Genomic DNA, 26502 nt, shown 5'->3' on the forward strand with positions numbered 1-26502 from the left:
AAAGACATTAATCACAATGCCACGTTAGCGGATGGACCGCTCACCCTAGGCGCATTCCCTTTCAAAAATCAACGTATCCTCACCTTAGTTTTCTTTTCAATTAACAAGAGCATATTTTACCGTAAAAGAACACTATATCCTTTTTATTAATAAATTTTTTGTAGAATATCTGAAGTAAATAAGGAGTCTATCCATGAAACGTCCTTTAATAGCTCTTGTCATGGTGTCTGCCGTGATGATTCTACCCCTTTCGGCCAAAGCGCAGTCAGATAATGACCAAACCGAAGCCCTCTTGCGAGCTATGCAAGCCACAGCCAATCAAGACGAGGCAGAAAGCACAAAAAAAAGTGCTCAGCTCAACAAGGCTGTCAATGAGAAAATCACTGGTATTTTAAAGTTCTATAAAGGCCCCCAAACGAGGGCCGCCTTTAAAAAAGCTCTCCATGCATGGCTCGTCTATCAAAAAGCCATGGGAGAGGCTGTCGAAATCTCCTTCGCGGAAGGTGGAGGTCACGGAGGCCCGGCTGCTGCAACACATTGTAACCTGATGACAGAGGAGGATTTTTTAAAGACGTTGAATGAATTTCTCGCTAGTGACTAGACATCTCGCCACTTGCCTATCAAACCCACCATGCCATCTTCGTCGATGCGGGAATGGCATGGGTATCGCCTATTAATACTCAGTTTTAACGGGGCAGGGGACAGCGTTTTACATTCTCAACACCAAGCCTCGTAACGATTATATCCTACAGCCTTTAATCTTATAAGTCCTGGTGTTTCTCAGCATTATCTTATTGAAGATTTTTATATTTTCCTTAAAACTTGGGTCCTTCTTACTTTCCTCATAGAATATTGACCCGGTAGAAAACAATCATGTTCTCACCCCAGCGTCCTTGGAGTTATTGGCGTACAGAGCGCCCTCTTGTTCGAGAAATGAGCCTTGGGCGCGGAACATCACTGGCTCTTCCCATCCATTTCCATACAGAAGATCAAATTTCTTTGGTCCTAGCAGGGTGTCGTTTTTTCAATTTCATGGGGGAATCTGTCCCTGTCTTTGCCCGACAAGCCATAAGGATTCCAGCTGGAATACCCCATTCATCACGTGACTGTGGTGATGAAACCCTTTGTATCAACCTCTATAATCACCCTGGCTTCTACCAAGACCCCAGCGATATCGCTGCACTCCTTCGTGACATCGTTAATGAAGACCCCATATCAATTGTACAACATCCATTCATTTTGACTGCAAAACTTCTCACGATACTCCCCGGCGATCCATCACGGGTCATAGATCATGCTCGCTCCCATAATATGAGCCGTGAGGGATATTCACGCCGCTTTCGCCGACATTATGGAATTTCGCCGCAAAATGCCCAAATTCTCAGTAAACTTAATACCGCCAAAATACTCCTTCGCGATGGTCATAATCTGGCCGATACAGCCTTTGCAGCAGGCTTTTCCGATCAAAGCCATTTAGGGCGCCTATTCCGCCGCACGTTCGGCACAACCCCAAGATGCTATCAAAAAGGCACTTAATTTCTCATCGAACGCAGTCACATTCGTTCTATAATCCGCTTCCTGTGGTGTTTATCTTCCCTTGGTATGAACATAGCAGCCTCTTTCATTCCTTGGATAGCATCGTGCCTGCTCATCACCGGAGCAGGCGCAAGCCTCACCCTCCAACAAGTCCTGAATACACGCCTACGCGCTGAACTGATGTCACCATGGTGGGCAGGTGCAGGAAGTTACCTTGTCGGAACAGTACTGATGGTCACCATCGCTTCCACCAGTACCTGGCTTCATCCAAGCCAAAAGTCATTATGGGCGCTTATCCGTTACTCATCCCCAATATCATGAGGAGGGGGAGTTTTCGGGGCCATCTTCGTCGCTACCGGAATTCTCATAGTACCGCGCATGGGAGCCGCTACTGTTTTGGCTTTTATCGTCGTTGGTCAAATGGGTGGTGCCCTCTTATTCGATCATATTGGCTTTCTAGGGATCCCCATCCATCGTCTTGATGCTGTCCGGGTCATCGGTGCGCTCATGCTCATCTTAGGCGTGGTGCTTGTACGTCACTAAAAAATAACATCTGCTATAACTATGGAGAGATTACCCAATGAGTATCATTTTCAAAGGCTTAAGCGCCTTTCCCATCACGCCTCTCACTGATCGTGACATCGACGAAGCGGCGTTCATCCACCTCATCACACGTCTGACGAATGCTGGTGTGGATTCCATTGGTGCTGCAGGCTCTACGGGAAGCTACCCCTTTATGTCACGGCAAGAGCGAGCACGCGTTGCTCAGCTGGCGGTGAAACATGCAGGAGAGACACCTGTTCTCGTTAGCATCGGAGCTATTCGCTTACGCGACGTCCTGCAATACGCAGAAGACGCTCAAAAAGCTGGTGTAAAAGCTCTGCTTTTACCGCCTATGTCTTACATGCCGCTTCGTGAGGAAGAGGTTTTCGCATTATATGAAACCGTTAGCCAAAATGTTTCTGTCCCCATCATCATTTATGATACACCAGGAACAACACAATTTCACTTCTCCGATGAACTAACACAACGCATCGCGAGGCTTCCGCACATTTCATCAATCAAAATCCCCAGTGCGTTCCCAACACCTGATGCAGCCTTAGAGAGGTTAAAACGCTTTAGGGAAGGGGGAACACCTTCCTCTCTCACGCTAGGTGTCAGTGGAGACCCCACAGCAGCGGAAAGCCTTATGGCGGGCGCTAAGATTTGGTATTCAGAATGGGGTGGCCTTTTCCCCAATCTAGCACGCGCCCTAACCGATGCTGCCATCACCCATGATAAAGAACGTGTGGCATCTATTCAAAAAACCTTCCACCCCTTCTGGGAAATGAGCCACCGCTATGGAGGCTCCCTCCGCGTTATTGCGTCATGCGCAGAAATAATGGGCCTCACAACTCAGCCTTGCTTGCCACTTCCCCTGCAAGGCGTATCCGAAAAAGACCGTGAAACCCTCGCTCAACTCATCAAAAGCCATCAACCATCGTAGAGAGAGTGCGATACGTCCTGGCCAGAGTGATCATTCTGGCCAGGACATATTTCTGGTCCAATAATCTGCCTCATTTTTAGGGTCTGTTAGAGTTTAAAGAATAACGTTTCTTCTCATATGGAAGGGGTTAATGTAATGGAGAGTGTCATTTTTGACAGAATGTGGCTCTGCCTTAATTCCTTGTTTCTTGATTGAAGAGTATCACCATCTGAGACGAACTATTTCAGCCATTTCTTCGCGTCATCAGAATAACACGAAATAGCGTGCCATTCCTTCCAACCTAGGGCCTTGGTGGCTGGCTGCCCAATTGTTTATCCGCTGGTCGAAACAGAGTGTCTAGCAGAAGCTTCTTCATCATCTTAGCAAAGCTGATCCAGCTTTGAGTATGATTTGTTTTGGTAGAACTGTCATACATGCCTACCAAAAAATAGCTTCATCTTTCATATCCGTGTTCTACACTACTGCTTCAGTTGACTACCTCAAATTCTAACAGAACCTAATCACAGTCTCTCCATACAACGCTCTTTTATGAGAACAGCACCTTGAGGAGGAAAGGGAGGCTCTCGAACAAGAGCCTTTCCCATAAGGTAACTCATACAAAATATAAGATAGATTTATTTATATTAAACATTTTGTGATTTTATATAGTTATATTTCATATTTTCATCTGCAAGATCATTCAAGCAATAATTTATATAGAGAACGTTAAATAAAATTGTGTAAAAAGAGTTCATTTTATATGAAAATCCAAGCTCTTTTACTGAATAAATTTCTATCTCTCTTTTTGCTTGAAATGACCAATAGGCGAACATCCCCCACAATACGAAAGAAAGCAATTGCAATAGAAGTCCGATAAAAGCATTTCTATTGAATGTATTTTCTCCCGAAAGTAATATATAAAAAGAAGTTATTACTTGCAGAGTAATCTTAAATTTCTCAGAAGAAATTTTTTCTCCAGAGAATGATTCTATGAGAGATGTCATGACTGAAATTCTCTCGAGAGAGAATATGCTTAGCGTAACGAGATTCAATAACAAAAATTTGCCTGTTCCAAGGTTGTTTTTTTGTTTTATTTCTTCTGGAAGCATTAATTTTCTCTCTATTGCGTCATTATCGTTTTGAATATGTACTAAGTTCTTAAGTTATGCACGATATTTTCTTGAAAAAATCTCGAGAACCATATCCATCTACAGGCGGGTTAATGCAATGCATCCCTGGCAAAAAGATGATCATTTTAACGCTTCCTTCACATCATAAAGGGATCTCTCAATAAGAGCACAAACTCAAAAGCACTCTTAACCCTATGCATAGTTAGAGGAAATGACGCAGAGGATAAGGTCACGAAAATATATGACCTTAAGGGAAATTTCTGCGAGAAGGCCAAAGCATCAAGTATATTAAATTAGAAATTTGTGCCTAAAAAGTCACAAATTATGATTTATTTACAACATCCATCCATAAAACACTCAAAAAAAATATTGCGTTCTGATAATCATACCCACCCCAATTACCTAATATGCGGAATTTATAATCTAATAATGGCCTTCTCCTTCGTTCTTAAGATTGTGAATAGTTGTCTGCTTTCAACGTTATTCTGTGGCTCAGCTTTTGCTCAATCATCCTCAATGCCCTGGTATGACCTCCCTTGGCTAGGCACACCTAAGAAAACCACTCCTGTCATCGCTTCGGAGCGTGAAATCTCCATCATGGGGGATGGAATGCTCGGAAATTACAAAGAATTCCCCCGGCATAACCCGTACGCTCGATATCAACCGCATGATCGTGAGCTGGGTTGGACACCAGGGCTAACGGTTAAAGGCTCTATAATCTTTGATTTTTATCAGTTGCACGATCTTTATGTGAGTGGACAAGGCAACTTCGATATTGGTCACGTTTCTTACCACGGGGCCTGGTCTGATCGCCTCGGCTACGGCGGGGCATCCAATACTCAGACCAATCAACAAAAAGCATATGGCCAAGGAGAACTTGGGAAAGCGTGGCGCTTAACTCATAATCTACTCTTAATTACAGCGTTTCAGGGAGGATATGGCTACTGGTATCGCAGCATAAATAGTGGGCGTAGCAGCGTTTACGGATATCCTGGGATCAGTGTCCATGTTCATGGCTATGATGAGCGCTATCAATATGATTGGGTGGGTGGCGCTGTCCATCTTGATTATGCCATCACACCACGCTTTGTGGCTAAATTAAATGGCTTCGTAGGCAGTACTTTTGGTGCACATATGGACGCTGGCAATGCGGAACGTCAATTTCATCTTGGGAGCCGCTTCCGCTATGAAATTGGCGCAATGCTTGATTACCGTCTCACACAACGCTGGCACTTATTGGCAAACATTGATTATCAAGATGTCAAATTTGGTTCCTCTTCCCCCGTTCGCGCACGAGGAGGACGTCATGCCGGTTATCTATATGAACCGAGCAGCATGACACAACAGCTTCATATTGGCTTAGGTGCTGGCATCAGTTTCTAAAATCATCTCTTAAATTTACCAAAAAAGGCCGGGATGCAGCGTCCCGGTCATCCTCAGTATAGAGCTCGTTAGCCCACCTTTTAACCCTAACGTCAAATACCCCTTGAATACACCACAAGTCGGTATCAACCAAAACGGGCATGATACCCCAAAATATCCCCAAACTCACGGGATGTAACGCTATTTTGTGGGAGCCATCGGAGGGTATGAAACTCAAAAAACGGGATTTTTTAGTGGGTTTTAGGAGTTTTCGGGGGGGAGTGATAACCACGCCTGGAGGTCCGAGCGGGAATCGAACCCACATACACGGATTTGCAGTCCGCTACATAGCCATTCTGCCATCGGACCTCTAGGCGTGGACGACGCCCTTATGGACAGTTTGTGCCGGATGGTCAAGGGGGAACTTTTATAACGGAAAAGATTTTTCTTTCGTGAAGAAAAACGATAGTATAACAAACAAGCACGGGTGGTTCAGCCATTCTGTTTTCAGATAATTGCAGGTAGCTGATCGTGATGGGCACAGAACATTTTTACTCTTTTAAAACACGCTGGACGTTCCCCCTCGGTATAGGTGTAGGGGTTGCATCATCACTGATACCTTCAGTTTCTTTTGCCCAAAAATATGATGGAAGTGGGTCCCCCAATTTTGTTCCTCACACATTGCGTGAGGCGATGGCGGCGGCCTATCTTACCAACCCACAACTGCGTGAAGAACGTGCTCGGCTCCGTGCGGTTGATGAACAAATGCCGGCAGCCCAAGCCGGATGGCACCCGACCATTCAGGGCACGTTGGGGCTGACCTATTATAAGGGAAACTCTAACTATACCAACAACACGCCTATCGGAAATGGGCAGTCAATCGCAGTCCCCAACACGCAGCGCTATAGCAGCACGGGATATACCGGGGGCGTCACCCTGACCCAACCCATCTATCAAGGTGGGAAAACCGTTGCCAATATCCGAATGGCAAAAAACCAGATCATGGCTGAGCGTGCTCGTTTGATCGCCATGGAACAGCAAGTCTTACTCAGCGTTGCCAATGCTTATATCGGCGTTGTGGAAGATGAGCAGCTTCTGCAAATCAGCATCAACAACGAGCGTGTTCTCCGGCAGCAGCTCGATACAGCCAATCGCCGCTTCCGCTTAGGGGAATTAAGTCGAACCGACGTCGCACAAGCACAAGGCGCCTTAGCTTCCGCCTCAGCTCAAAGGCAGCAAGCAGAAGGGACGTTACAATCAGCCCAAGCCACTTATATGCAACAAGTAGGCATTGCCGCGCCGCCTAATCTTGTGCCGCCTCAACCTCTTGATCTTCCTGTGAAAGAGGAGCGGGAGGCCGTTGCAATGGCCGTTCATAACAACCCTAATGTTGTTTATGCGCTTTTCACTGAAGCTCAGCAGAAGAGTAATATCTCGACCCAAATGGCAACCATTTTGCCCAAGATTTCTGCCGTACTCGGCTATCAACATACGAAAGACCAAGCAGCCGAACATTCACAGCAAGATTCCAAATACGCAGAGCTCCTCTTTCAAGTGCCCATTTATCAGGGAGGGGGAGAGTATGCCAGTGTCCGTCAAGCACGCCAAAGTGCTGAAAGTGCGCATCACGAAGTGGATGTACAGCGCCGTGTCGCCTTACAGCTTGCCTCTTCTAACTGGCAAAATTACCAAGCCTATAAAGATTCCATGAAAAGTAACCGCATCGCTGTGAAGGCGGATATCGCTGCTCTTGCAGGGGTGGAGCGTGAAGCCCTCTTGGGGACGGCCACAACCCTATCTGTCCTTCAGCAGCAGCAAACACTCTTGCTCGCTCAGCAAGCACTCGTTCAGACAGTTGCGTCACTCGTGAGCTCTACTTACACTATTGCCTCCGCCATTGGCCGTTTAACGGCGGTAGATCTCAGGCTTTCCGTGCCGCTCTATGATGAAAAAGCCTATTATAAAGCCGTCAAGAACCGTCTGTGGGGGATCAGCGATTACGCTGTGAACGAGCCTGGTCGATAAAACCTTACACCAAGCCTATCGGCTTTCGTAAGAAAAACCGATATTATACAGACCACATAGCGTTATTATCTTATCATCTGGGACATCATGGCCGAGCAAAATACATCTACTGCCCCTCTCGAAAAAACGTTTAACCCCAGCCAATATGAAGCGCCTCTCTATCAACATTGGGAGGAGAGTGGGGTCTTTACCGCTCATCCAGAAAAAGAGGGCCGTGCCTTCTCCATTATGTTCCCGCCACCAAATGTGACAGGAACACTCCATCTCGGGCATGCGCTCAACTTCACCTTGCAGGATATCCTTATCCGCTGGCAGCGTATGAACGGTGCGAATGTGCTGTGGCAGCCCGGAACCGACCATGCCGGTATCGCAACCCAAATGGTGGTTGAACGCGCGTTGGATAAAGAAGGCATCAGCCGCACGGCGCTCGGCCGCCCTGGATTTATTGACCGCGTCTGGGATTGGAAAAAAGAATATGGCGGCACCATCGTCCGCCAGCTTCGCACCCTTGGCGCCTCGGCTGATTGGTCACGTGAACGCTTCACGATGGATGACGGTCTCTCCAAAGCTGTCCGTAAAGTCTTCGTTCAGCTCCATAAAGAGGGGCTCATTTACCGTGACCGCCGTCTCGTAAACTGGGACCCAGCCTTCCGTTCTGCGATTTCTGACCTTGAGGTCGAAAATCGCGAAACAAAAGGCTCCATGTGGTATATTCGCTATCCGCTGGATGATGGCCGCACCATCACTATTGCCACGACACGCCCTGAAACAATGCTGGGTGACGTCGCTGTAGCGGTCTCACCGGAAGATGACCGCTATCGTGATATGATCGGCCAAGAGGTCACACTTCCACTCACAGGGCGCAGAGTGCCTATCATCGCCGATGAGCACTCAGACCCCGAAAAAGGCACAGGGGCGGTTAAAATTACCCCTGCGCATGATTTTAATGACTTTGAGGTGGGTAAACGCCACAATCTCGCAGCGCCCACCATTCTTGATGAAGGTGCGCATATTTGGCTTGATGACATTGAATCAGAAATAAAAGTCGTAGAAGGCCTTGCGGACCCAGCCTTTGTCCGAAGCCTTGCCGGCATGCATAGAGACGAAGCGCGTAAAAAGATTGTTGCTGAACTTGAGCGGCTGGAATGGCTTGAGAAAATAGAACCCCATACATTACAAGTACCGATTGCAGAACGTGGTGGTGCCATTGTAGAGCCACGCCTGACGCTGCAATGGTATTGTGATGCCCCTAAGCTCGCAGGCCCCGCTGTTGAAGCGGTCCAGAATGAGAAAATCGTGTTTGAACCCCGCCAATGGGAGAATACCTTCTTCGCCTGGATGCGGGAACTACAACCGTGGTGCATCAGCCGTCAGCTTTGGTGGGGACATCGCATTCCCGCTTGGTATGGCTCCGATGGTCAGACCTATGTTGCCGAAACAGAAGAAGACGCACAAGCTCAAGCGGGGGAAGGGGTCATTCTCACACAAGATGAGGATGTGCTCGACACATGGTTCAGTTCAGCTTTGTGGCCTTTCTCAACCCTTGGTTGGCCTGATAATACTGAGGCCTTAAAACGCTATTATCCAACCAGTGTTCTCGTTACAGGGTTTGACATCATTTTCTTCTGGGTTTCCCGGATGATGATGATGGGCCTCCATTTCATGGGAGAGGTTCCTTTCCATAAAGTCTTGATCCATGGCTTGGTACGCGATGAGAAAGGGCAGAAAATGTCCAAATCTCGTGGCAACGGCCTGGACCCGCTCGAGCTTGTCTCAGAATTTGGGGCTGATGCGGTGCGTCTTGCCATTTGTGCAGGGGCAGGGCTAGGACGTGACATTAAACTTGGTCGTGGCCGCGTTGAAGAACATCGTGCCTTCATCACCAAACTCTGGAACGCTTCGCGCTTCCTACAAATGAATGGTGCCGCACCTGCCGCACAGTTTGACCCAACACAGGTCAAAGGCACACTTTCACGTTGGATCATACAAGAAGCCCGACAGGCCACAGAAAACGCGCAAGCGGCTCTGCAAGCTTCGCGCTTCGATGATTACGCTCGTTGCTGCTATCACTTCGTATGGAATATTTTCTGCGACTGGTTTGTTGAATTTGCAAAACCTATTTTCAATGCTGGCGGAGAAGAAGCCGCTGAATTGAAAGCGGTGAGTGCCTATGTTCTCGGCATTATTTTGCGCATGATGCAGCCCGTTATTCCATTTGTCACAGCGACACTCTGGCAAAAACTGGGTTATGAAGGGGAGTTCGCCACAACTTCCTGGCCCATCGTGCCATCTATAGCTGAAGCGCAAAAAGCGGCTGATGACGTCAATTGGTTGGTACGCCTCATCACAGAAGTGCGTGTGGTGCGGTCTGAGATGAATGTGCCGCCTTCCCAAAAGGCGCCGCTTTTATTCCGTGATGCTAAGCCTGAAACCATTGAGCGTGCTCAACAATGGCATGAGGCCATTAGCCGCATGGCTCGTGCGTCCGAGGTCAGTGCGCTGACAGGTGAAGCCCCACATATGGCAGCGCAGATCGTTTTGGATGAAGCGACGATCTTCCTGCCACTTGAAGGTGTCATTGATCTCGATGCGGAACGAAATCGCCTCCGTAAAGAAGTGACACGCCTTGAAACAGAGATCGAAAAAGTAACGAAAAAACTCAGTAATGAGAATTTCGTCTCGCGCGCAAAACCTGAAGTGGTACAGGAAAACCGCGACCGCTTGAGTGATTTCGAGCACGAACTCACACGCCAAAAAGCGGCTCTCGCGCGTTTAGACTAAAGACATCCATGATAGCGGAGATGTAAGAATCTCCGCTATCATGGATGGTTTCCCTGGTAACGACCGCATATAAGGGCGGCATTATTTCAATTCCGGCGTGCGGCGTAACCCTCTGGGAGTTCGGAAGCAGCGCAGGAAATCACGCTTTCATCATTGGGTGAGCAGCTTTCTAGAAAGCTAATTGTCGCGAATTCATCAATAACCAATTTAGGGTAGGTTGGGCCCGCATCGCGATAGGCTAACATCTGGTCAATGTGATCATTCTGAAAACATACGGTCTTTTTAGGATCAAGCGCCACCCATCGTGGGAAGAAAATAACACCATGCAGTTTGCGGTCTGCAAGATTCACCGCAACACTCACGGTCGTCCCCGTTGGTTCATCCCAGGAAATCTTATAAATATCTGTTCCTAAACGAACAATATGCGCGACCTGGTCACGCACCCAACGCCCTCCGACCATTCCGCTATGAATGCGATAGTCAATGGTCCGATCATTCTTCACATATATCTCATATTGCCAGCCATTATCGTATGTATAGATAAAGTGGCGACCGACGAAGTCAGTTAGCTCTTCAGGTTTGGTTGATTCAAAGTCATTGGACATCGTCTTTTCCATTCATACTGTTACATCACCAGAAAAACATCGAATAATGTGAATGAAAAGCGCAATTTTTCACGCTATATGATCGAATAATCCGATAGGAATGCCAAATTCTACACATTAAGGGTCTCTATGAACCGTCTTCCACATTCCACGATTGAACAATGGGCTGTTCTCCGCGCTATTGTCGAACATGGCGGTTTCGCTCAGGCCGCTGAAGCACTCCATCGAAGCCAATCTTCCGTAAGTTATGCGATCGTCAAGTTGCAGGAACGTCTCGGCGTTAAGCTGCTCGAACACCAAGGACGGCGGGCCGTACTCACCATGACAGGAACGGCACTTCTCGCAGAAGCTATTCCACTCATTGATGAGCTAACACGCCTCGAAGAGCGAACGCACTTGATCGCAAAAGGCGATGTCTTACATATCCGTTTGCTGGTCGATAGTGTCTTTCCAAAAGATCGGTTATTCGACGCACTACAGATATTTGCGACACGTCATCCCCATATCGAGATTCACTTACGTGAGACCGTTCGGCAAACTATACGTGAAATACAGGATGAGGAATTTGACCTTGCCATTCTCATCGCTGAGCCAGGCGCAAAGTTAATCCAACCAATCGCTCATGTTCCGCTCATCGCCGTTGCCCACAAAGATCACCCTCTGACACAGGCCACGCAGCCTCCCAGCAAAGTCCTACTAGCGCGTTATGCACACGTCGAAATTCGTGGAATGGAAGCCGTCGGGATGTCTGTTATAGAAGAAGGAAAAATATGGCGCATGAATACTGTTGAAACAGCGATCGAAGGGGTAAGGCGAGGCTTATGCTACGGATGGTTACCTTATCATCTTATTGAGCATGACCTTCGAGATGGGATACTTGCTCCTTTACCGCTTAACGTCGGAGGAACACGTCATATCCCCCTCGGATTATTAGTCAATGAACATAAGCTGATGAATGGCCCATCAATCAAAACGCTAGCATCACTTCTATCAACCGACACAACAAAGGGTACAAAGAGCAACGCATTAAATTATAACGATATAATAACAAATATCCATCTATGACCCGCGAATGATCACGTCAATTACTTGGGAAGCCTCATAAGTTATAGCGAAGATGAAAAAATATCTCCGCTATGAGGATAGTTGTCTCTAATCTACTTTTATAGCGGTTCTTTCGATCATTTCATACGAAAGAAGAGACTCTTTCAATGTGCCATAGACTCCAACATTTTCGCACGCTCCATACTGATCCATGCTTCAGCACCTTGTTTACCCCAAGCGGGGTATACTTTTTCAGCGAAATCGCCCCAAGCGTCTCTATAACGTTCCCACGTTTTCTGTGTTTCTGAAATACCATTCCATTCAATTGTACTATTAGGAATGACACCTTCTTTTTTAAGCTTTGCGAGAGAAATTTTCATGATTGCGTTGCTTTTAATGATGTCTTTTTGAGTATATTTTGGGAAATCACTCCGTTGCAAACGTATTAGTAACGCAACAAAATTTTTCTTCTGATTTTCTTCAGCTTCAATAGTTTCACTTGCTCTATCTGTTCCCGTGAGGTCAACCTCATTTTCTGAGGTTTTTTTGGTCCATTTTTTCTGCTTCTCCAACACATTTTGAAATGATTTTTGAGCGTTTGGAGAAAGTTTTTTTTGAAAATCTATGATACTTCTATCGAGTTCAACATCTTGCAGCCTCGCATGATGAGAAGAACATATTCCTCCTACGTAACCACTTGTTGCCCCATCACAGAAATCGAAAGGTCGTGTTGATGGCTTATATTGGCGTGCACGTAAATCCTCAAGACGTTCGGTTTCTTCAGCAGGAGCCCAAGAGGATAAGCATGCTAGGTGCATGGCATAAGGAATATTTTTATGCACTCCGCGCCCATTTGCGTAAATCATCATTAATATATGTGAACCGGAAAAGCCATCCGGTGTGCCATTATCTTTCTCAGAACGTTGTTCAACGAAAGCGCAAAGCCGAGCCTTTATAGGGTCTGCGGGCTGACCAATTCCATAATACAGACTCTCACTATCACAATGCTCAAGGAGCTTTTGATCCGTTTTGTTAGGCAAGTCAGATAAAGGAGGGTTTACCGTACGGACTTGTGCACATAGGCTTTCAACTTGCGCATCAGACAATGTATTTAAATCATCTGCTTGTACATCTTCTATGCAGAAGAACGCATATATAACTGGGATAATGCACAAAAAAATTCGTTTTATCATTGGCCAACACACTGAATATCATAGAAGATCCGACAATAACCCTTACAAGGCTCAGTCATACCTTCTTAAAAAAAGAGGGAGGACACAAGCCCTCCCTGACGATATGTTTCTTTATGATCGTTTCTTAACGATAATTTGGGATAAATCACGCACCGCCCCATGGGCAGCACTTGTGGTCATAGCACCATAGGCTTGCAACGCAACGGAAACGTGACGTTCACGCTGTGGCTGCCAAGCCTCATCGCCTTTAGCCTCCATAACCGCCCGGCGCTTTTTCAGCTCACTCTCAGACACCGCTAAATGCAACCGACGCGCAGGAATATCGATCTCAATCTTATCGCCTTCTTCAATAAGACCAATTAATCCACCCTCTGCCGCTTCAGGAGACATATGACCGACCGATAAACCGGAGCTCCCTCCTGAAAAACGACCATCCGTGATCAACGCGCAGCTTTCACCCAACCCCATCGACTTTAAATAGCTGGTTGGGTAGAGCATCTCCTGCATGCCTGGCCCACCTTTGGGGCCTTCATAGCGAATAACCACCACATCACCAGGGACAATTTGTTTTCCTAAAATCGCGTTCACAGCACTTTCTTGACTGTCAAACACCCGGGCACGCCCCTGAAATGTCAAAATATGGTCTGCCACACCAGCCGTTTTCACAATGGCACCTTCTTCAGCCAAATTGCCGTAAAGAACCGCCAATCCACCATCCTGTGAAAAGGCATGTTCGCGCGTACGGATCACACCCTTTACCCGGTCTGTATCCAACTCTTTATAATGACTATCTTGAGAAAAGGCTTGAACCGTCCGCACGCCTCCTGGGGCCGCGCTAAAGAGAGATCGCGCTTCATTCCCTCCTTGCAGAATATCCCATTTCCGCAAAGAGTCCGCCATCGTCGCGCTATGTACTGTTGGCACCTGAGTCTCGATCAATTCCAGGCGCGACAATTCTGCCAAAATAGCCGGAATTCCTCCAGCACGATGCACATCTTCCATATGCACATCGGCCTTCGCCGGAGATACTTTGCACAGATTGGGGACATGACGCGACAAACGATCAATATCGTTCATATGAAAATCGACACCAGCCTCACGCGCCGCCGCTAAAAGATGCAGTACCGTGTTGGTGGATCCTCCCATGGCAATATCCAACGTCATCGCATTTTCAAAAGCCGCTTTTGTTGCAATGCCACGGGGAAGGGCCATTGCATCATCTTGCTCATACCAACGGCGTGCTAGCTCAACGCTCAATCGTCCTGCTTCTAAAAACAACTCACGTCGTGCCGCATGGGTCGCCACTAAAGAACCATTACCAGGAAGGGACAAACCAAGCGCTTCCGTGAGGCAGTTCATGGAATTAGCTGTAAACATCCCTGAGCAAGACCCACATGTCGGACATGCTGACCGTTCCACGAGTTCAGATTGCTCATCACTCACGCGCTCATCAGCGGCCGCGACCATGGAGGTTACAAGATCCGTAGCTTGCACCACACCATCCATATCCGTACGTCCTGCCTCCATAGGCCCACCAGAGACGAACACAGTCGGGATGTTAAGCCGCAATGACGCCATCAACATGCCAGGCGTGATTTTATCGCAATTGCTGATGCAAATCAGCGCATCCGCACAATGCGCATTCGCCATATATTCAACGGAATCCGCAATCAGTTCACGCGAGGGGAGGGAATAGAGCATCCCACCATGCCCCATAGCGATCCCATCATCGACAGCAATCGTATTAAATTCACGTGCAATCCCGCCCGCTTCTTCCACGGCCGAGGCCACTAACTGCCCCATATCTTTCAAATGCACATGGCCTGGCACAAACTGGGTAAAGGAGTTCGCGACCGCGATAATTGGTTTGCCAAAATCTTTTTCTTCCATGCCGGTTGCCCGCCAAAGAGCCCGCGCCCCCGCCATATTGCGGCCATGGGTGCTGGTGCGTGATCGGTAAGCCGGCATGAGAAACCTCGTTCAATCCTATGAAAAACAAACAGTGTTGGAAATAATCATAAACATAACCAACAAAAATTGAAAGATATGGAAAGCACTTCTTCTTCCCCCTAGCGATTCATTTTTTTATCAACCATATGGAGACAGTACGAAATGTCATTCTAAGGTAGGACGATTATTATGGCTGAAACCTCATCTATTCTTCTCGGTGGCGGATGCTTCTGGTGTGTCGAGGCGGTTTTTGATGGCTTGAAAGGGGTTTATTCTGTAAAACCCGGCTATGCTGGCGGGCATACAGACCATCCTACCTATAAAGAAGTCTGCACCGATAAAACGGGCCATGCGGAGGTCGTGGAAGTCCGCTTTAACCCAGAAGAAATTTCGTTAGAGGATCTTCTCCGCGTTTTCTTCACAACACATGACCCCACACAGCTAAATCGCCAGGGAGGCGATGTCGGGTCCCAATATCGGTCCGTTATTTTTGGTGATGCTGCTCAACAAAAAATCGCCCATCACGTGCGCGATGCCATAGAGGCAGAGAAAATTTGGAACGCCCCCATTGTCACGAAAATTGAAGGGCCAGTTACCTTTTGGGAAGCGGAAGAAAGCCACCATCATTATTTTGAACGCAACCCAGAAACGGCCTATTGCTCCGCTGTTGTGGCACCCAAAGTCGCGAAAGCACGCAAAATGTACCGTGACCGTCTGAAGTAATCAGCCCTCGTGGAGGTTACTCATCCTGCTCGAGTAAAAACCGGTCTGTATCTTCATCATAGCTGAAGAGATTAGCATAGCGCGCCCAGGCAATAGCCGTGTTCAATGTCTGGCGCGCATAATTCTCAGACATGGTATTCTCGAGCAATTTACGGAAACGATCAGCATCCACCATGTGGCTAGGACGTTCGTCCAAAACCCCGCGGATATTTCTCAATAGTGGGAAAGCGTGAAGTAGAGCAGAGCGCATCAAGTCACGGCGTGCGTCAGCATCCCCTGCGATAAAGGTTTGACCAGCACTGGTGAGAAGAATATCGCCATCCTCCAGCTCGGCTAGATCTAAAAGTTCCAACGTTTCGCCAATAGGGAGCAGATCATCCAATGTCATCTGAAGATGTTGGGCCAGTTCTGGCAAGTCCGCTCGGCCAGACCGTGGCTTGGCCTCTAGAGCCTCTAGAAGTCCAACCAAAAGCTCAATCGACAAATCAGGCAGAGTGACAGAAACCACATCCTCCTCAGCACTCGCACGGCTTTCGGGAGAGGCTAACAAATCTACTTCTGAAACAATGGGCGCCCGGCGGGTCATTAATGTGTAAATCTGATCCACAAAATGCCGAAACTCAACATCCTGCCGGTTACGCGGATGAGGGAAGGGCACGGGGATTTCATGCGTCACACGCCCTGGTGAAGACGAGAAAAGCAAGATACGGTCACACATCAAAACCGCTTCTTCAACAGCATGTGTGGCCAACACCATAGCTTTTAGAGGGGCAAGACGCTTCTCGCTCCATAATTCAATAAGATCCGTGCGGAGATTTTCTGCACTGAGCATTTCAATATCGTGAAAAGGCTCATCAAGAAGCAAAATTTCTGGCTGCTGAGCGAGAGCGCGTGCAAGGATAGCGCGCTGCTGCATAGCTGCTGAAAGCTCACGTGGGTAAGCGCTCTCATAGCCATCCAAATCCATAATTTCGATAATGTTGTCGGCAATCTCCTTGCGCTGCGCCACGGGCAGACGCCGAGCTTCAAGGCCTAAAAGCACATTTTGTTCAATCGTCAACCAGGGGAACAAAGCATCATCATGAGAGATAGTCGCAACACGTTCAAAATCCTGCGGTTTTGCTGGGTGACCAGTCCAATAAACCGTACCGCGCAGGGGGGGTTTTAACCCCGCCATAATCTCCATTAAACTTGACTTACCCGACCCAGAACGCCCCACAAGGCCGAGAATTTCACCCTCTTGCACGTTCAAACTGACGCAATCAATAATGATCAATTCTTGAGGGCGCGCCTTGTCAAAAGCCTGCGAGCATTCTTGAAGGCGAAGAATATTAGTCATGGTGATACTCGATATTTACGAGAGAAACGAAGCTGCAGCGGCACTATTACAGCGTGACGCACCCCAAAAGCCAGCAACGTCATCAAAATAAGTAACGCTGCTTGCTTACCAAAAGACGATAGCTGGAACGCCGAGAATAAAAGGTTCCCTAGGCCAGTGGAAGACGCAGCGCGAGGGGCAATCATCTCCGCTAAATAAATCTGGTTCCATAAGAGAGGAAGAAGCACCGACATGCTCCGCAAAAGGGGCGGTAAAACAAGTGGTATACGGACATAACGCCACGTCAGTAGGGAAGGGAGATGCAGGCGCTGCGCCGTTTGATAGAGCCGTTCCCGTGGGCCATCATCCTCTCCTGAGAGAAAAATCCCCCAGCCTAATGCCCCTTGCATACTCACAATCATAAGAGCCGTTATCCCCCAAGGAGATAAAAACGGGTCACATAGAAAAACGGGAATGAGCACACAACCGCTGCACAACAAACGGAAAAGGCACCGCTTTTCGGGGCGTACCCCCACCAGTGCGCCTCCCAAAAATCCCCATAGGATAAAGCAGGGAAGGAGGACCGCCAAAACATGCAGCACACTCTGCCATAACGCAGGAATAACTCGATACCAGGGGTGAATAATCACCAGAATTACAGCAAAGCTAACCCCTAAAGCACCCCATACTCCCAAAAGCCGTGGCTCCTGCCACCAGGGAGATCGCCCTTCCTCCGTCCGTGCTGCCCGTGTCGGTGCCAATACATGCGCTTCATAGCGTTGTGCCCGCCATAAAAGTGGCACAATAAAAGCATGCTGACACAACGCAATCATGACGGCTGTAGCGAGGAATATTTCCCCCAAAAGAACACCCTCATGTGCTCGGTCCGCCGTAATAAGTTGTGCACCAATCCCTACAGAAAATTTCGGCCCTTCCACAACAGCAATAATGGCTTGCGAACCGATAAGACGTACCCAGAAATCTGGAATATCGCGCACAATGGCACGCATTAAACGCGGCACAGCAACCGGAATTTGTAAACGCCAAAAACACTGCCACGGTGTCATACGCAAGGCACGCGCACTCCGTACGAGGGACAGAGGAATGGTCTCTTCTTCCTCTAAAACAGCGTGAATCGCCTGGGCACAAACGCTAAAAGCAGCTACTAAAATGCACCCTAGAAAACTAGGGCAACACCACATCACAAAACCAACCCAACCCAGGGCCGGTACATCAATAAGGAGGGTAATAAGGGAACGAACAATACGGCGCAAAAACCGCGAAGAAGCAACAAGAGAAAAGACGAGAAGACTGCCGCATCCCGCTAGTGTAAAGGCGAGAAAACTTTGCATGAGCGTCGGAAGAAGAGCGCCCCAAAAAACAGAGCTCCCCATCCATGCAGCAAAAGAGGGAAACACCCATCGGGCCACACATAGAAGGAGCCCTAACACATACAGGCAAAGCGCTACACCACTCCCGTAATGCATAAGGAGCCCACGGGAGATCTTACCTTCCACCCACGATAACCATGGAAGTAGAGAGAAATGTCCCCTCATAGCTTACCCATGGATATTCGGTCGCCCATCGTCTTTCAGCCTTAATGCCCAGTACTGCCAAACCCATCTTGCCCACGGGCCGTCTCCTCCAGGCGGTCACTTTCCTGCCAAACGATTCGAACCACAGGAGCCAGTACACCCTGGGCAATCCTCATGCCTCTTTCAATAGTAAAAGCCTCATGCCCGGCATTCATCACGATGACTTTAATCTCACCACGATAATCTTCATCAATCGTTCCCGGGGCATTCGGCAAGGTAATTCCATGTTTGAGCGCAAGCCCTGAGCGCGGGCGTAGTTGCAGTTCATACCCTGGAGGCAGAGCGATACATAACCCTGTCGGGACTAACACCCGCTCCCCTGGCGCAACATGTAAAGGCTTCTCCACCGCAGCAACAAAATCCAACCCCGCAGCACCCGCTGTTGCATACTGGGGTAGGGGAAGCCCTTCAGCGTGCGCAAGACGCTTTAACGACACAGCTACATTGGACATGGAAGAAGACATGTAATTTCTACTCTTTAAAAAGATCAGACGTTAGGTAACGAGAAACTTTATCGGCCAAACGCATCGCGAGCACTTTCTTATCCATCACAGGCCAGGTCTCATAGCCTTCTTGATCGAAGAGATAGACCTGGTTTGTCTGGCCTCCAAACGCATATTGGCTCACATCATTCGCCAAGAGCCAATCGCACCCCTTGCGCAAACGCTTTGCACGCGCATGATCAAGAACGTTCTCCGTCTCTGCTGCAAAACCAATCACCAAAGGCGGGCGCTGCTCATGATGGCTTAACGTGGCAAGAATATCGGGGTTTTCCACCAATTCAAAAGTTGGTGGTTGGTCCCCTTGCTTCTTCATCTTCTCTGTGGCTTGAGAGCGCGGGCGCCAATCGCTCACCGCCGCGACACAAACCGCCACATCCACAGGCAAGAGTGCCTCACAGGCTTGTGCCATCTCCACAGCCGTTTGCACATCAATACGCGTAACCCGAGGCGGCGTTGGTAAAGAGACGGGACCACTCACCAGTGTAACCTCAGCACCATAATAAGCCAGCGCTTCTGCAACGGCATAACCCTGCAAACCTGACGAGTGATTGGACAAAAAGCGTACTGGGTCCAAGGGCTCAACCGTCGGTCCCGCCGTCACAAGCACTCGCTTCCCGCGTAGTGACTGTGGCGGATTAAGACAGTGCTGCACAGAAGCAACAATGGCCTCAGGCGTACTCAGCCGTCCCACACCTTGCTCGCCACAGGCCATACTACCCTCATCCGGACCAACCAAATGCACCCCACGTTGACGCAGGAGGGCAAGATTCTGCTGCGTAGCCGGATGCTCCCACATACGCCAATTCATCGCAGGGGCGAGTAAAATAGGCGCTGTCGTGGCCAATAAGAGGGTTGTTGCCAAATCATCAGCCAACCCCTGAGCCATACGCGCCATAATATGCGCTGTAGCTGGGCACACAAGCACAAGATCAGCTGCACGTGCTAAGGCGATATGCCCGATCGTGCTCTCTTGAGCCGGCTCAAAAAGCGTCTCGTGCACGAGCTCGGCACATAAAACCTCAAGCGACAAAGGGGTAATAAATTCCTTTGCAGCCTCGGTCATCACAGGTGTTACATCCATACCTTGCTGACGAAGCAGCCGTGCAACATCTAGAGCACGATAGGCGGCAATACCGCCACTCACGATCAAAAGAACGCGAGACATGTGTTAAAGCCGCCACCCCGAATGAATCGCAACAATACCACCCGAGAGATTGCGATATTCAACCCGCTCCAATCCCGCTTCACGCATCATCTCCGCGAGCGTCTCTTGATCAGGGAACATACGGATACTCTCCGCCAAATATTGATAGCTCTCTGAATCCCCCGCGATCATTTTCCCCATACGTGGCAGAACCTTAAAAGACCACGCATCATAAAGAGGGGCGAGCGCTGCAATATCTACTTTTGAGAATTCAAGGCAGAGGAAGCGACCTCCCGGCTTCAAAACACGCCGGACTTCACGCAAAACAGCACTTTTATCAGTACAGTTGCGTAACCCAAATGCCATTGACACACGATCCATGGACGCATCAGGGAAGGGAATTTCTTCCGCATCCACGACAGTCACACCCATACGGTCAATCAGCCCGGCCTTAATCGCGCGTTCACGCCCTACTTCCAGCATCGCTTCATTGATATCAGACAAAATAGCGTGACCACCGCCATGCTTCAGCCAACCAAACGTGATGTCACCCGTACCACCGGCGAGATCAAGCAGCTGATAGTGCGGACGCGGCGAGAGCATCGTGATGAAAATATGCTTCCATACCCGATGGATCCCCAACGACATCGCGTCATTCATGACATCATATTTACCCGCAACACTTTCAAAAACGTGGCGGACCATCGATTTTTTCTCATTCCGGGGAACATCACGATACCCGAAATCAATAAAATCATCCTCTGACTCTGTCGAAGAGGAAGACGAAGGGTGAGGTTTAGCGCTATCAGTCATAAATCCACCATTACCGTATTGCCGACGATTATGCCAGAACTGCCCGAAGTTGAAACCATTATGCAAGGAATGCGCCCTGCCTTAGAGCAAAGATTCCTTCAAAAAGTGCAGGTCAATCGCCCTGATTTGCGCCGGCCATTTCCTGCACATTTAAAAGAAACCCTGACACAACGCCGCATTATTAAGCTCTATCGCCGTGCAAAATATATTCTTGCGGACCTCGAAGGGGGATGGACGCTCCTCATCCATCTCGGCATGTCAGGGCGGATCTTTATCGATCCACCAGGTCACCCGATAGAAGAGCGTCGCCACGAACATGTCGTGATGATCACCGATGAACATACACGCCTCGCTCTAGTTGACCCGCGGCGTTTCGGAATGGTTGACCTCTTCCGCACAGAGGAGGCTGCCCATTACCCTCCGCTGGCCTCATTAGGGATCGAACCACTCGACGATGGCGCTTTAACTCCTGAACATCTCAAGCACGCCCTTGGGAAGAGCCTTACGCCGATCAAAAATGCGTTACTGGATCAAAAACGCATTGTTGGTCTGGGAAATATTTATGTGTGCGAGGCGCTTTTCCGTGCCTCTATTCATCCAGCCCGTCCAGCCACACAGCTCACCAACAAAGAACGTGAACGCCTGTGCATGATTATACCGGAGATCCTGCATGAAGCGATCAAAGCGGGAGGGTCTACCCTACGTGATTACGTTACAACGGACGGTGAAAAAGGCACCTTCCAAACCATGCACCAAGTCTATGGGCGGGAAGGGGAGGAATGCATCTTTTGCGCACAACATCATAAGAAGACGGCTTTGATTATGCGAATCACCCAATCAGGGCGTTCTACTTTCTTTTGCCCTCAACATCAGAGAAAATAGCCCTGTTCTTTTGGCGAAAATGGCATAACAACGCTTGACGAAACCCAGATCTCAGAGTAGAGGGCAGGCAATAATTTAGAGAACTGTCTGCAGGAAAAACGGAAGACCCATGGCAAATAACCCTTCAGCTCGTAAACGTATCCGTCAGAATGAGCGTCGTCGTGAGCGCAATATCGCTCGCCTTTCCCGTATGCGCACCTTCATAAAGAATGTTGAAAAAGCTATTCTGTCAGGTGACAAAGAAGCAGCTGCAACCGCTTTCCGTGCAGCACAACCAGAGATGCAACGCGCTGCTGGCAAGGGTGTTATTTCACGCAACACAATCGGCCGTAAGCTTTCCCGTTTGTCTGCGCGCATCAAATCTCTTTCTCAGGCAGCCTAATTTTTTAGGGATTCTACCTGGAAAAAAGCGGCTTGCATAAAAGCCGCTTTGGGCGCGCCTTCTGGGCGCGTTCTTTTTTAGACACCAGGTCGTTTAACGTGCAAGGTGGCTTTTCCTTGCCTCCTGGGAGAGAGAGGTTTTATGCTTCTCCTTTGCTCACCACATGGTGAAATGTTGCTAACCTATTGACCACATCGAACAGAGTAAGAAAGACAGCCATCCGCTTTTCTTTCGATGGAGCGAGTCACAAACAAGAAACGGAGACCGGAAGTGGAAAACGCTCAGTCCCTGGACGCTGCTGTCACCTCTTCTGAGACCGCTCTTTTAGAGGCTACTTGGATACGCATCCGCGACCGTCTCAAGACGGAGGTCGGCGATGTGGAATACCGCACGTGGCTCCAGCAAATTGTCCTTGGGCCACTTGATGAGGATGAAATTGTTCTATTTCTTCCCTCTCGCTTCTTGCGTGACTGGGTCCGCGGGCAATATGGGGAGCGGCTACAAACCCTTTGGCGGCAAGAAAGCAAAGTCATCCAACGGGTAGAACTTCAAGTCCGTAAAGAAACCACATCCCCCGCAAATGCCGCTGGAGGAGGGGCTTCTGCTGCAACATCAGCGACGGCATCCCCCTCGCCAGAGAGTATTGAGGCTGAGGTGCCCAATGCGCGTTTCCCTACGCATGAGATCCGTAGCGACCTCGCCGCTCCACTTGATCCACGGTTCACCTTTGAGAGCTTCGTCGTTGGTAAGCCTAATGAATTTGCCTATGCCTGCGCACGCCGTGTCGCAGAACGGCCTTCAAGCCCTGGCTTTAACCCACTCTTTCTTTATGGTGGGGTGGGGCTCGGTAAAACACATTTGATGCATGCTATCGGCTCAGAGCTTATCCGTATGGGCAATGTTTCGGTTGCCTATATGTCCGCCGAAAAATTCATGTATCGCTTCATCGCTTCCATCCGCGCGCAATCGACTATGGAGTTCAAAGAACAGCTTCGCTCTGTTGATGTGCTGATGATCGATGATCTGCAGTTCCTTATCGGGAAAGACAACACACAAGAAGAGTTTTTCCACACATTCAACGCGTTGGTCGATGCTGGGCGGCAGATCATTGTTAGTGCGGATAAAAGCCCATCTGATCTCTCTGGGCTAGAGGACCGGCTCCGCACACGTTTGGGCTGCGGGATGGTCGCTGATATCCACGCAACTACATTTGAATTGAGAATTTCCATTCTCGAGGCCAAAGCAAAAGCCTCTGGTGTGGCGGTTCCAAGCAAGGTGCTCGAATATCTCGCGCATAAAATTACAAGCAATGTGCGTGAGCTTGAAGGCGCTCTTAACCGCTTAATCGCCCATGCGGATCTTGTGGGGCGTCCTGTGACATTAGAAACCACACAAGACGTGCTCAAAGATATGCTCAAAGCCCATGAGCGCCGCGTGACCATTGATGATATTCAGCGCAAAGTGGCAGAGCATTGGAATATCCGTCTAACGGATATGTCCTCCGCGCGCCGCGCTCGTGCTGTCGCACGTCCACGTCAAGTCGCCATGTATCTCGCTAAGCAGCTCACCAGCCGCAGCCTTCCGGAAATTGGACGCAAATTCGGCAATAGAGATCATACAACCGTTATGCATGCTGTCTCACGCGTCACCGAGTTGATTGAAGAAGATCCTACATTTGCAGAAAGTGTTGAACTCTTGAGACATATGCTTGAAAATTAGGCCTTATTTCCTTTTGTGGCAGAGCTCTGCTAAACTGGGACAAGATTACTCGTAGGGGTTTGAGACTGATATGAAATTCACGGCCGATCGTGCACCACTCCAGCGCGCCCTTGCTCACATTCACGGTGTGGCAGAAAAACGTAATACGATCCCCATCCTCGCGAACGTTCTCTTGTCCCATGATGGTGAAACGCTTCGCCTCACTGCCACGGATATGGAAATTGCTCTGGTAGAGGAGCTGCCATCAGAAGGGGATCGGCCTGGCGCCACCACCGTACCTGCGGCCGTCTTGTTTGAAATCGTACGCAAGCTCCCTGATGGTGTGCGTGTTGAGTTTGAACAAGCAGACGAAGACGCCCCCCTTATCGTGCGTGCTGGCCGTTACGAGACGAGCCTCAATGTTCTCCCAGTCGATGATTTTCCAGCTATGGTAGCGGGAGATCTCCCGCACCATTTCACACTTCCTTCTGGCATATTGCGGAACCTGATTGATCGCACACGCTTTGCGATGTCAAATGAGGAAACACGCTATTACCTCAATGGAATCTTTTTCCACGTCGCCTACGAGGGGAAGACACCTTTCCTACGTGCTGTTGCAACAGACGGGCATCGCCTCGCGAAGATTGATGCAGAGCTTCCTCTTGGTGCCAAAGACATGCCAGGGGTCATCATCCCGCGTAAAACCGTTACCGAAGTCCGGAAACTATTAGACGCTGACGATGTCTCTATCGTAATTTCTCTTTCAGAGACACGTATTCAGTTCCAAGTCGGGCCTATTACCTTAACGTCTAAGTTGGTCGATGGCACATTCCCTGAATATAGCCGTGTTATTCCTAGCAAAAATGACCGCGTCTTACGTGTATCCCGCCAAGATCTCGCCGCCGCTGTGGGACGTGTTGCCGCCATCAGTCAGGAACGTTCACGCCCTGTTAAACTGACAGCAACAACCAATCATCTTTCCCTCTCGGCCGTCAGTCCCGATCAGGGCGTGGCCCAAGAAGAGCTGGATGAAAATAGCGTCACCTATAACGCTGCTCCGTTGGAAATTGGCTTTCAGGCCCGTTACCTAACAGATATCACAGATCAAATTGACGTTGAGGCTGAATTCGCCTTTTCAGATAATGCATCACCAACATTAATTCGTGATACGCAGGCCCCAGAAGCTCTTTATGTTCTGATGCCCATTCGCGTTTAATTTTGTCTCTTGCAGCTGCTCCAATTAACGCTGACAGACTTCCGTAACTATAAACGGTGTGTGTGGAACCCCACATCACCGTTTGTCATTCTTCATGGCGAGAATGGAAGTGGCAAGACCAATTTATTAGAAGCCCTTTCTCTTTTAGCACCGGGCAGGGGCCTCCATGGAGCCTCTTCCGCCCATTTTTGCCGAGAAGGCGCGCATAATTGGGGAATTTCAGCTTCTCTCAAAAAGGGAGAGCATGTTTTCCGCCTCGCGACAGGCACAGCACCATCCAACACAAAACGCCGTGTATTCCTTGTTGAAGGTGAACCTGTTCGATCTCAAAGCGATGTGGCCAGCCTCTATGCTTGCGTTTGGCTTGTCCCGCGGATGGACCGCTTATTAAGCGACAATGCAGCACACAGACGCCGCTTTCTAGACCGCCTTGTCGTTGCGTTATTCCCTGACCACGCACAACAACTTGCCGCCCATGAACGCTCTGTGATGAGCCGAAACCGCATTTTAGCAACACAACCCTCACAAAAAACCTGGCTTAGTTCCGTAGAGGATTCCATCAGCCGACACGCCGTTGCGATCACCGATGCCCGACTGACCTTTTTAGAGCGCATGAAAAATTCCGCCATCACCACGCCAGGCTTTCCAGAAATTGACCTCCAGCTCGATTGTCTTTTAGCGCAAGAATTACAACGTCATTCAGCTTTAAAGGTTGAAGACTGGTTGCGTGACAACCTTCAAAAAACCCGCACTGATGACCAACAACGGGGAGGAACACGCTATGGAGCGCACCGGGCCGATTTTTCTTTAAATGACACTACTCATGGTATTCGGGGTGCTTTAGCCAGCAGCGGGCAGCAAAAAATTATGCTGCTCAGCCTTCTGCTTGCTCACGCTCATTGTGTCCAAGAAGGGTGGGGGGACGCTCCTTTTTTATTGCTTGATGAACCACTTGTGCATTTGGATGAACCCCATCGACAAGCCCTGATGACGAATATCCTTGAGCGTAAAATGCCCTCTTTTCTCACAGGAACAGATGCAGGACTTTTTGCTCCCTTAAAAAGTTCTGCCGATTTTGTTCACGTTAAGAACGGTTTTCTTCACCCTGAAGCCCCGTGATTGCTCTGGCTTTACCAG

At 48.9% G+C, this 26502-nt stretch carries 22 protein-coding genes, 1 tRNA gene and 1 pseudogene; 14 read left to right on the plus strand and 10 right to left on the minus strand.

What is annotated here, in order from left to right; translation table 11 throughout:
- Positions 1 to 193: 193 nt before the first annotated feature.
- The 4 genes and pseudogenes from GS501_RS05115 to GS501_RS05130 all read left to right on the plus strand — a co-directional run bounded on the left by GS501_RS05115 (position 194) and on the right by GS501_RS05130 (position 3022).
- A complete protein-coding gene (locus GS501_RS05115; RefSeq protein ID WP_160830806.1) occupies positions 194 to 601 on the plus strand; it encodes a hypothetical protein in 408 nt (135 codons plus the stop codon).
- Between the two features lie 272 nt (positions 602 to 873).
- Complete coding sequence (locus GS501_RS05120) at positions 874 to 1536, plus strand: AraC family transcriptional regulator (protein ID WP_160830807.1); 663 nt, start codon at positions 874 to 876, stop codon at positions 1534 to 1536.
- A 66-nt stretch (positions 1537 to 1602) separates the two neighbouring features.
- Positions 1603 to 2079, plus strand: a pseudogene (locus GS501_RS05125) (DMT family transporter).
- Between the two features lie 37 nt (positions 2080 to 2116).
- Complete coding sequence (locus GS501_RS05130) at positions 2117 to 3022, plus strand: dihydrodipicolinate synthase family protein (RefSeq protein WP_160830808.1); 906 nt, start codon at positions 2117 to 2119, stop codon at positions 3020 to 3022.
- 623 nt (positions 3023 to 3645) lie between these two features.
- On the opposite strand, the gene GS501_RS05135 is transcribed toward GS501_RS05130, so the two are convergent.
- Positions 3646 to 4110, minus strand: a complete 465-nt coding sequence (locus tag GS501_RS05135) for a hypothetical protein (protein ID WP_160830809.1) — start codon at positions 4108 to 4110, stop codon at positions 3646 to 3648.
- 450 nt (positions 4111 to 4560) lie between these two features.
- On the opposite strand from GS501_RS05135, the gene GS501_RS05140 reads away from it, so the two are divergent.
- Positions 4561 to 5514 (plus strand): hypothetical protein, encoded by a 954-nt coding sequence (locus GS501_RS05140; RefSeq protein ID WP_160830810.1) that lies wholly within the window; start codon positions 4561 to 4563, stop codon positions 5512 to 5514.
- 274 nt (positions 5515 to 5788) lie between these two features.
- Here GS501_RS05140 and GS501_RS05145 read toward each other — a convergent pair.
- Positions 5789 to 5862 (minus strand) — tRNA-Cys (locus GS501_RS05145).
- Positions 5863 to 6027: 165 nt separating this feature from the next.
- Here GS501_RS05145 and GS501_RS05150 point away from each other — a divergent pair.
- Together GS501_RS05150 and GS501_RS05155 are read left to right on the plus strand one after the other, a co-directional pair.
- The gene (locus GS501_RS05150; protein ID WP_160831088.1) at positions 6028 to 7518 is read left to right on the plus strand and encodes a TolC family outer membrane protein; all 1491 of its coding nucleotides are present in this window, start codon (positions 6028 to 6030) and stop codon (positions 7516 to 7518) included.
- 87 nt (positions 7519 to 7605) lie between these two features.
- Positions 7606 to 10299: a valine--tRNA ligase gene (locus GS501_RS05155; RefSeq protein WP_160830811.1), complete on the plus strand. Its 2694-nt coding sequence runs from the start codon at positions 7606 to 7608 to the stop codon at positions 10297 to 10299.
- 86 nt (positions 10300 to 10385) lie between these two features.
- On the opposite strand, the gene GS501_RS05160 is transcribed toward GS501_RS05155, so the two are convergent.
- Positions 10386 to 10904: a phenolic acid decarboxylase gene (locus GS501_RS05160; protein WP_160830812.1), complete on the minus strand. Its 519-nt coding sequence runs from the start codon at positions 10902 to 10904 to the stop codon at positions 10386 to 10388.
- 129 nt (positions 10905 to 11033) lie between these two features.
- On the opposite strand from GS501_RS05160, the gene GS501_RS05165 reads away from it, so the two are divergent.
- Positions 11034 to 11969, plus strand: a complete 936-nt coding sequence (locus GS501_RS05165) for a LysR family transcriptional regulator (protein ID WP_160830813.1) — start codon at positions 11034 to 11036, stop codon at positions 11967 to 11969.
- Between the two features lie 143 nt (positions 11970 to 12112).
- Here the strand turns inward: GS501_RS05165 and GS501_RS05170 are convergent, their stop codons facing one another.
- Positions 12113 to 12817, minus strand: coding sequence for a hypothetical protein (locus GS501_RS05170; RefSeq protein WP_237442435.1), 705 nt, complete (start codon positions 12815 to 12817; stop codon positions 12113 to 12115).
- Positions 12818 to 13252: 435 nt separating this feature from the next.
- The gene (gene ilvD / locus GS501_RS05175; RefSeq protein WP_160830815.1) at positions 13253 to 15109 is read right to left on the minus strand and encodes a dihydroxy-acid dehydratase; all 1857 of its coding nucleotides are present in this window, start codon (positions 15107 to 15109) and stop codon (positions 13253 to 13255) included.
- A 171-nt stretch (positions 15110 to 15280) separates the two neighbouring features.
- Here ilvD and msrA point away from each other — a divergent pair, with 171 nt between their 5' ends.
- The gene (gene msrA, locus GS501_RS05180) at positions 15281 to 15814 is read left to right on the plus strand and encodes a peptide-methionine (S)-S-oxide reductase MsrA (RefSeq protein WP_160830816.1); all 534 of its coding nucleotides are present in this window, start codon (positions 15281 to 15283) and stop codon (positions 15812 to 15814) included.
- A 16-nt stretch (positions 15815 to 15830) separates the two neighbouring features.
- On the opposite strand, the gene GS501_RS05185 is transcribed toward msrA, so the two are convergent.
- From GS501_RS05185 to GS501_RS05205, 5 genes are all read right to left on the minus strand, one after another.
- Complete coding sequence (locus tag GS501_RS05185) at positions 15831 to 17153, minus strand: AAA-associated domain-containing protein (protein WP_160830817.1); 1323 nt, start codon at positions 17151 to 17153, stop codon at positions 15831 to 15833.
- On the minus strand, positions 17150 to 18619 hold the full coding sequence (locus GS501_RS05190) for a hypothetical protein (RefSeq protein ID WP_160830818.1): 1470 nt from the start codon (positions 18617 to 18619) through the stop codon (positions 17150 to 17152). The genes GS501_RS05185 and GS501_RS05190 overlap by 4 nt, the downstream gene beginning before the upstream one ends.
- Before the next feature lie 110 nt (positions 18620 to 18729).
- Entirely contained in the window at positions 18730 to 19179 is a 450-nt protein-coding gene (gene dut, locus GS501_RS05195) for a dUTP diphosphatase (RefSeq protein ID WP_370517958.1), read from the minus strand.
- A 19-nt stretch (positions 19180 to 19198) separates the two neighbouring features.
- Positions 19199 to 20395 (minus strand): bifunctional phosphopantothenoylcysteine decarboxylase/phosphopantothenate--cysteine ligase CoaBC, encoded by a 1197-nt coding sequence (gene coaBC / locus GS501_RS05200; protein ID WP_160830820.1) that lies wholly within the window; start codon positions 20393 to 20395, stop codon positions 19199 to 19201.
- Between the two features lie 3 nt (positions 20396 to 20398).
- The gene (locus GS501_RS05205; RefSeq protein ID WP_160830821.1) at positions 20399 to 21187 is read right to left on the minus strand and encodes a class I SAM-dependent methyltransferase; all 789 of its coding nucleotides are present in this window, start codon (positions 21185 to 21187) and stop codon (positions 20399 to 20401) included.
- A gap of 30 nt (positions 21188 to 21217) precedes the next feature.
- Here GS501_RS05205 and mutM point away from each other — a divergent pair, with 30 nt between their 5' ends.
- The 5 genes from mutM to recF all read left to right on the plus strand — a co-directional run bounded on the left by mutM (position 21218) and on the right by recF (position 26484).
- Positions 21218 to 22069, plus strand: a complete 852-nt coding sequence (mutM, locus tag GS501_RS05210) for a bifunctional DNA-formamidopyrimidine glycosylase/DNA-(apurinic or apyrimidinic site) lyase (RefSeq protein ID WP_160831089.1) — start codon at positions 21218 to 21220, stop codon at positions 22067 to 22069.
- A gap of 109 nt (positions 22070 to 22178) precedes the next feature.
- A complete protein-coding gene (gene rpsT / locus GS501_RS05215) occupies positions 22179 to 22451 on the plus strand; it encodes a 30S ribosomal protein S20 (RefSeq protein ID WP_160830822.1) in 273 nt (90 codons plus the stop codon).
- Positions 22452 to 22721: 270 nt separating this feature from the next.
- The gene (gene dnaA, locus GS501_RS05220; RefSeq protein WP_160830823.1) at positions 22722 to 24170 is read left to right on the plus strand and encodes a chromosomal replication initiator protein DnaA; all 1449 of its coding nucleotides are present in this window, start codon (positions 22722 to 22724) and stop codon (positions 24168 to 24170) included.
- Between the two features lie 70 nt (positions 24171 to 24240).
- Positions 24241 to 25365, plus strand: a complete 1125-nt coding sequence (gene dnaN, locus GS501_RS05225; RefSeq protein ID WP_160830824.1) for a DNA polymerase III subunit beta — start codon at positions 24241 to 24243, stop codon at positions 25363 to 25365.
- Positions 25366 to 25374: 9 nt separating this feature from the next.
- Positions 25375 to 26484 carry a DNA replication/repair protein RecF gene (recF, locus tag GS501_RS05230; protein ID WP_160830825.1) on the plus strand — a complete coding sequence of 370 codons (1110 nt, stop codon included), beginning with the start codon at positions 25375 to 25377 and terminating at the stop codon, positions 26482 to 26484.
- The last annotated feature ends 18 nt before the right edge of the window (positions 26485 to 26502 follow it).

This window comes from Saccharibacter sp. 17.LH.SD (assembly GCF_009834805.1).
Classification (GTDB): Bacteria; Pseudomonadota; Alphaproteobacteria; order Acetobacterales; family Acetobacteraceae; genus Saccharibacter.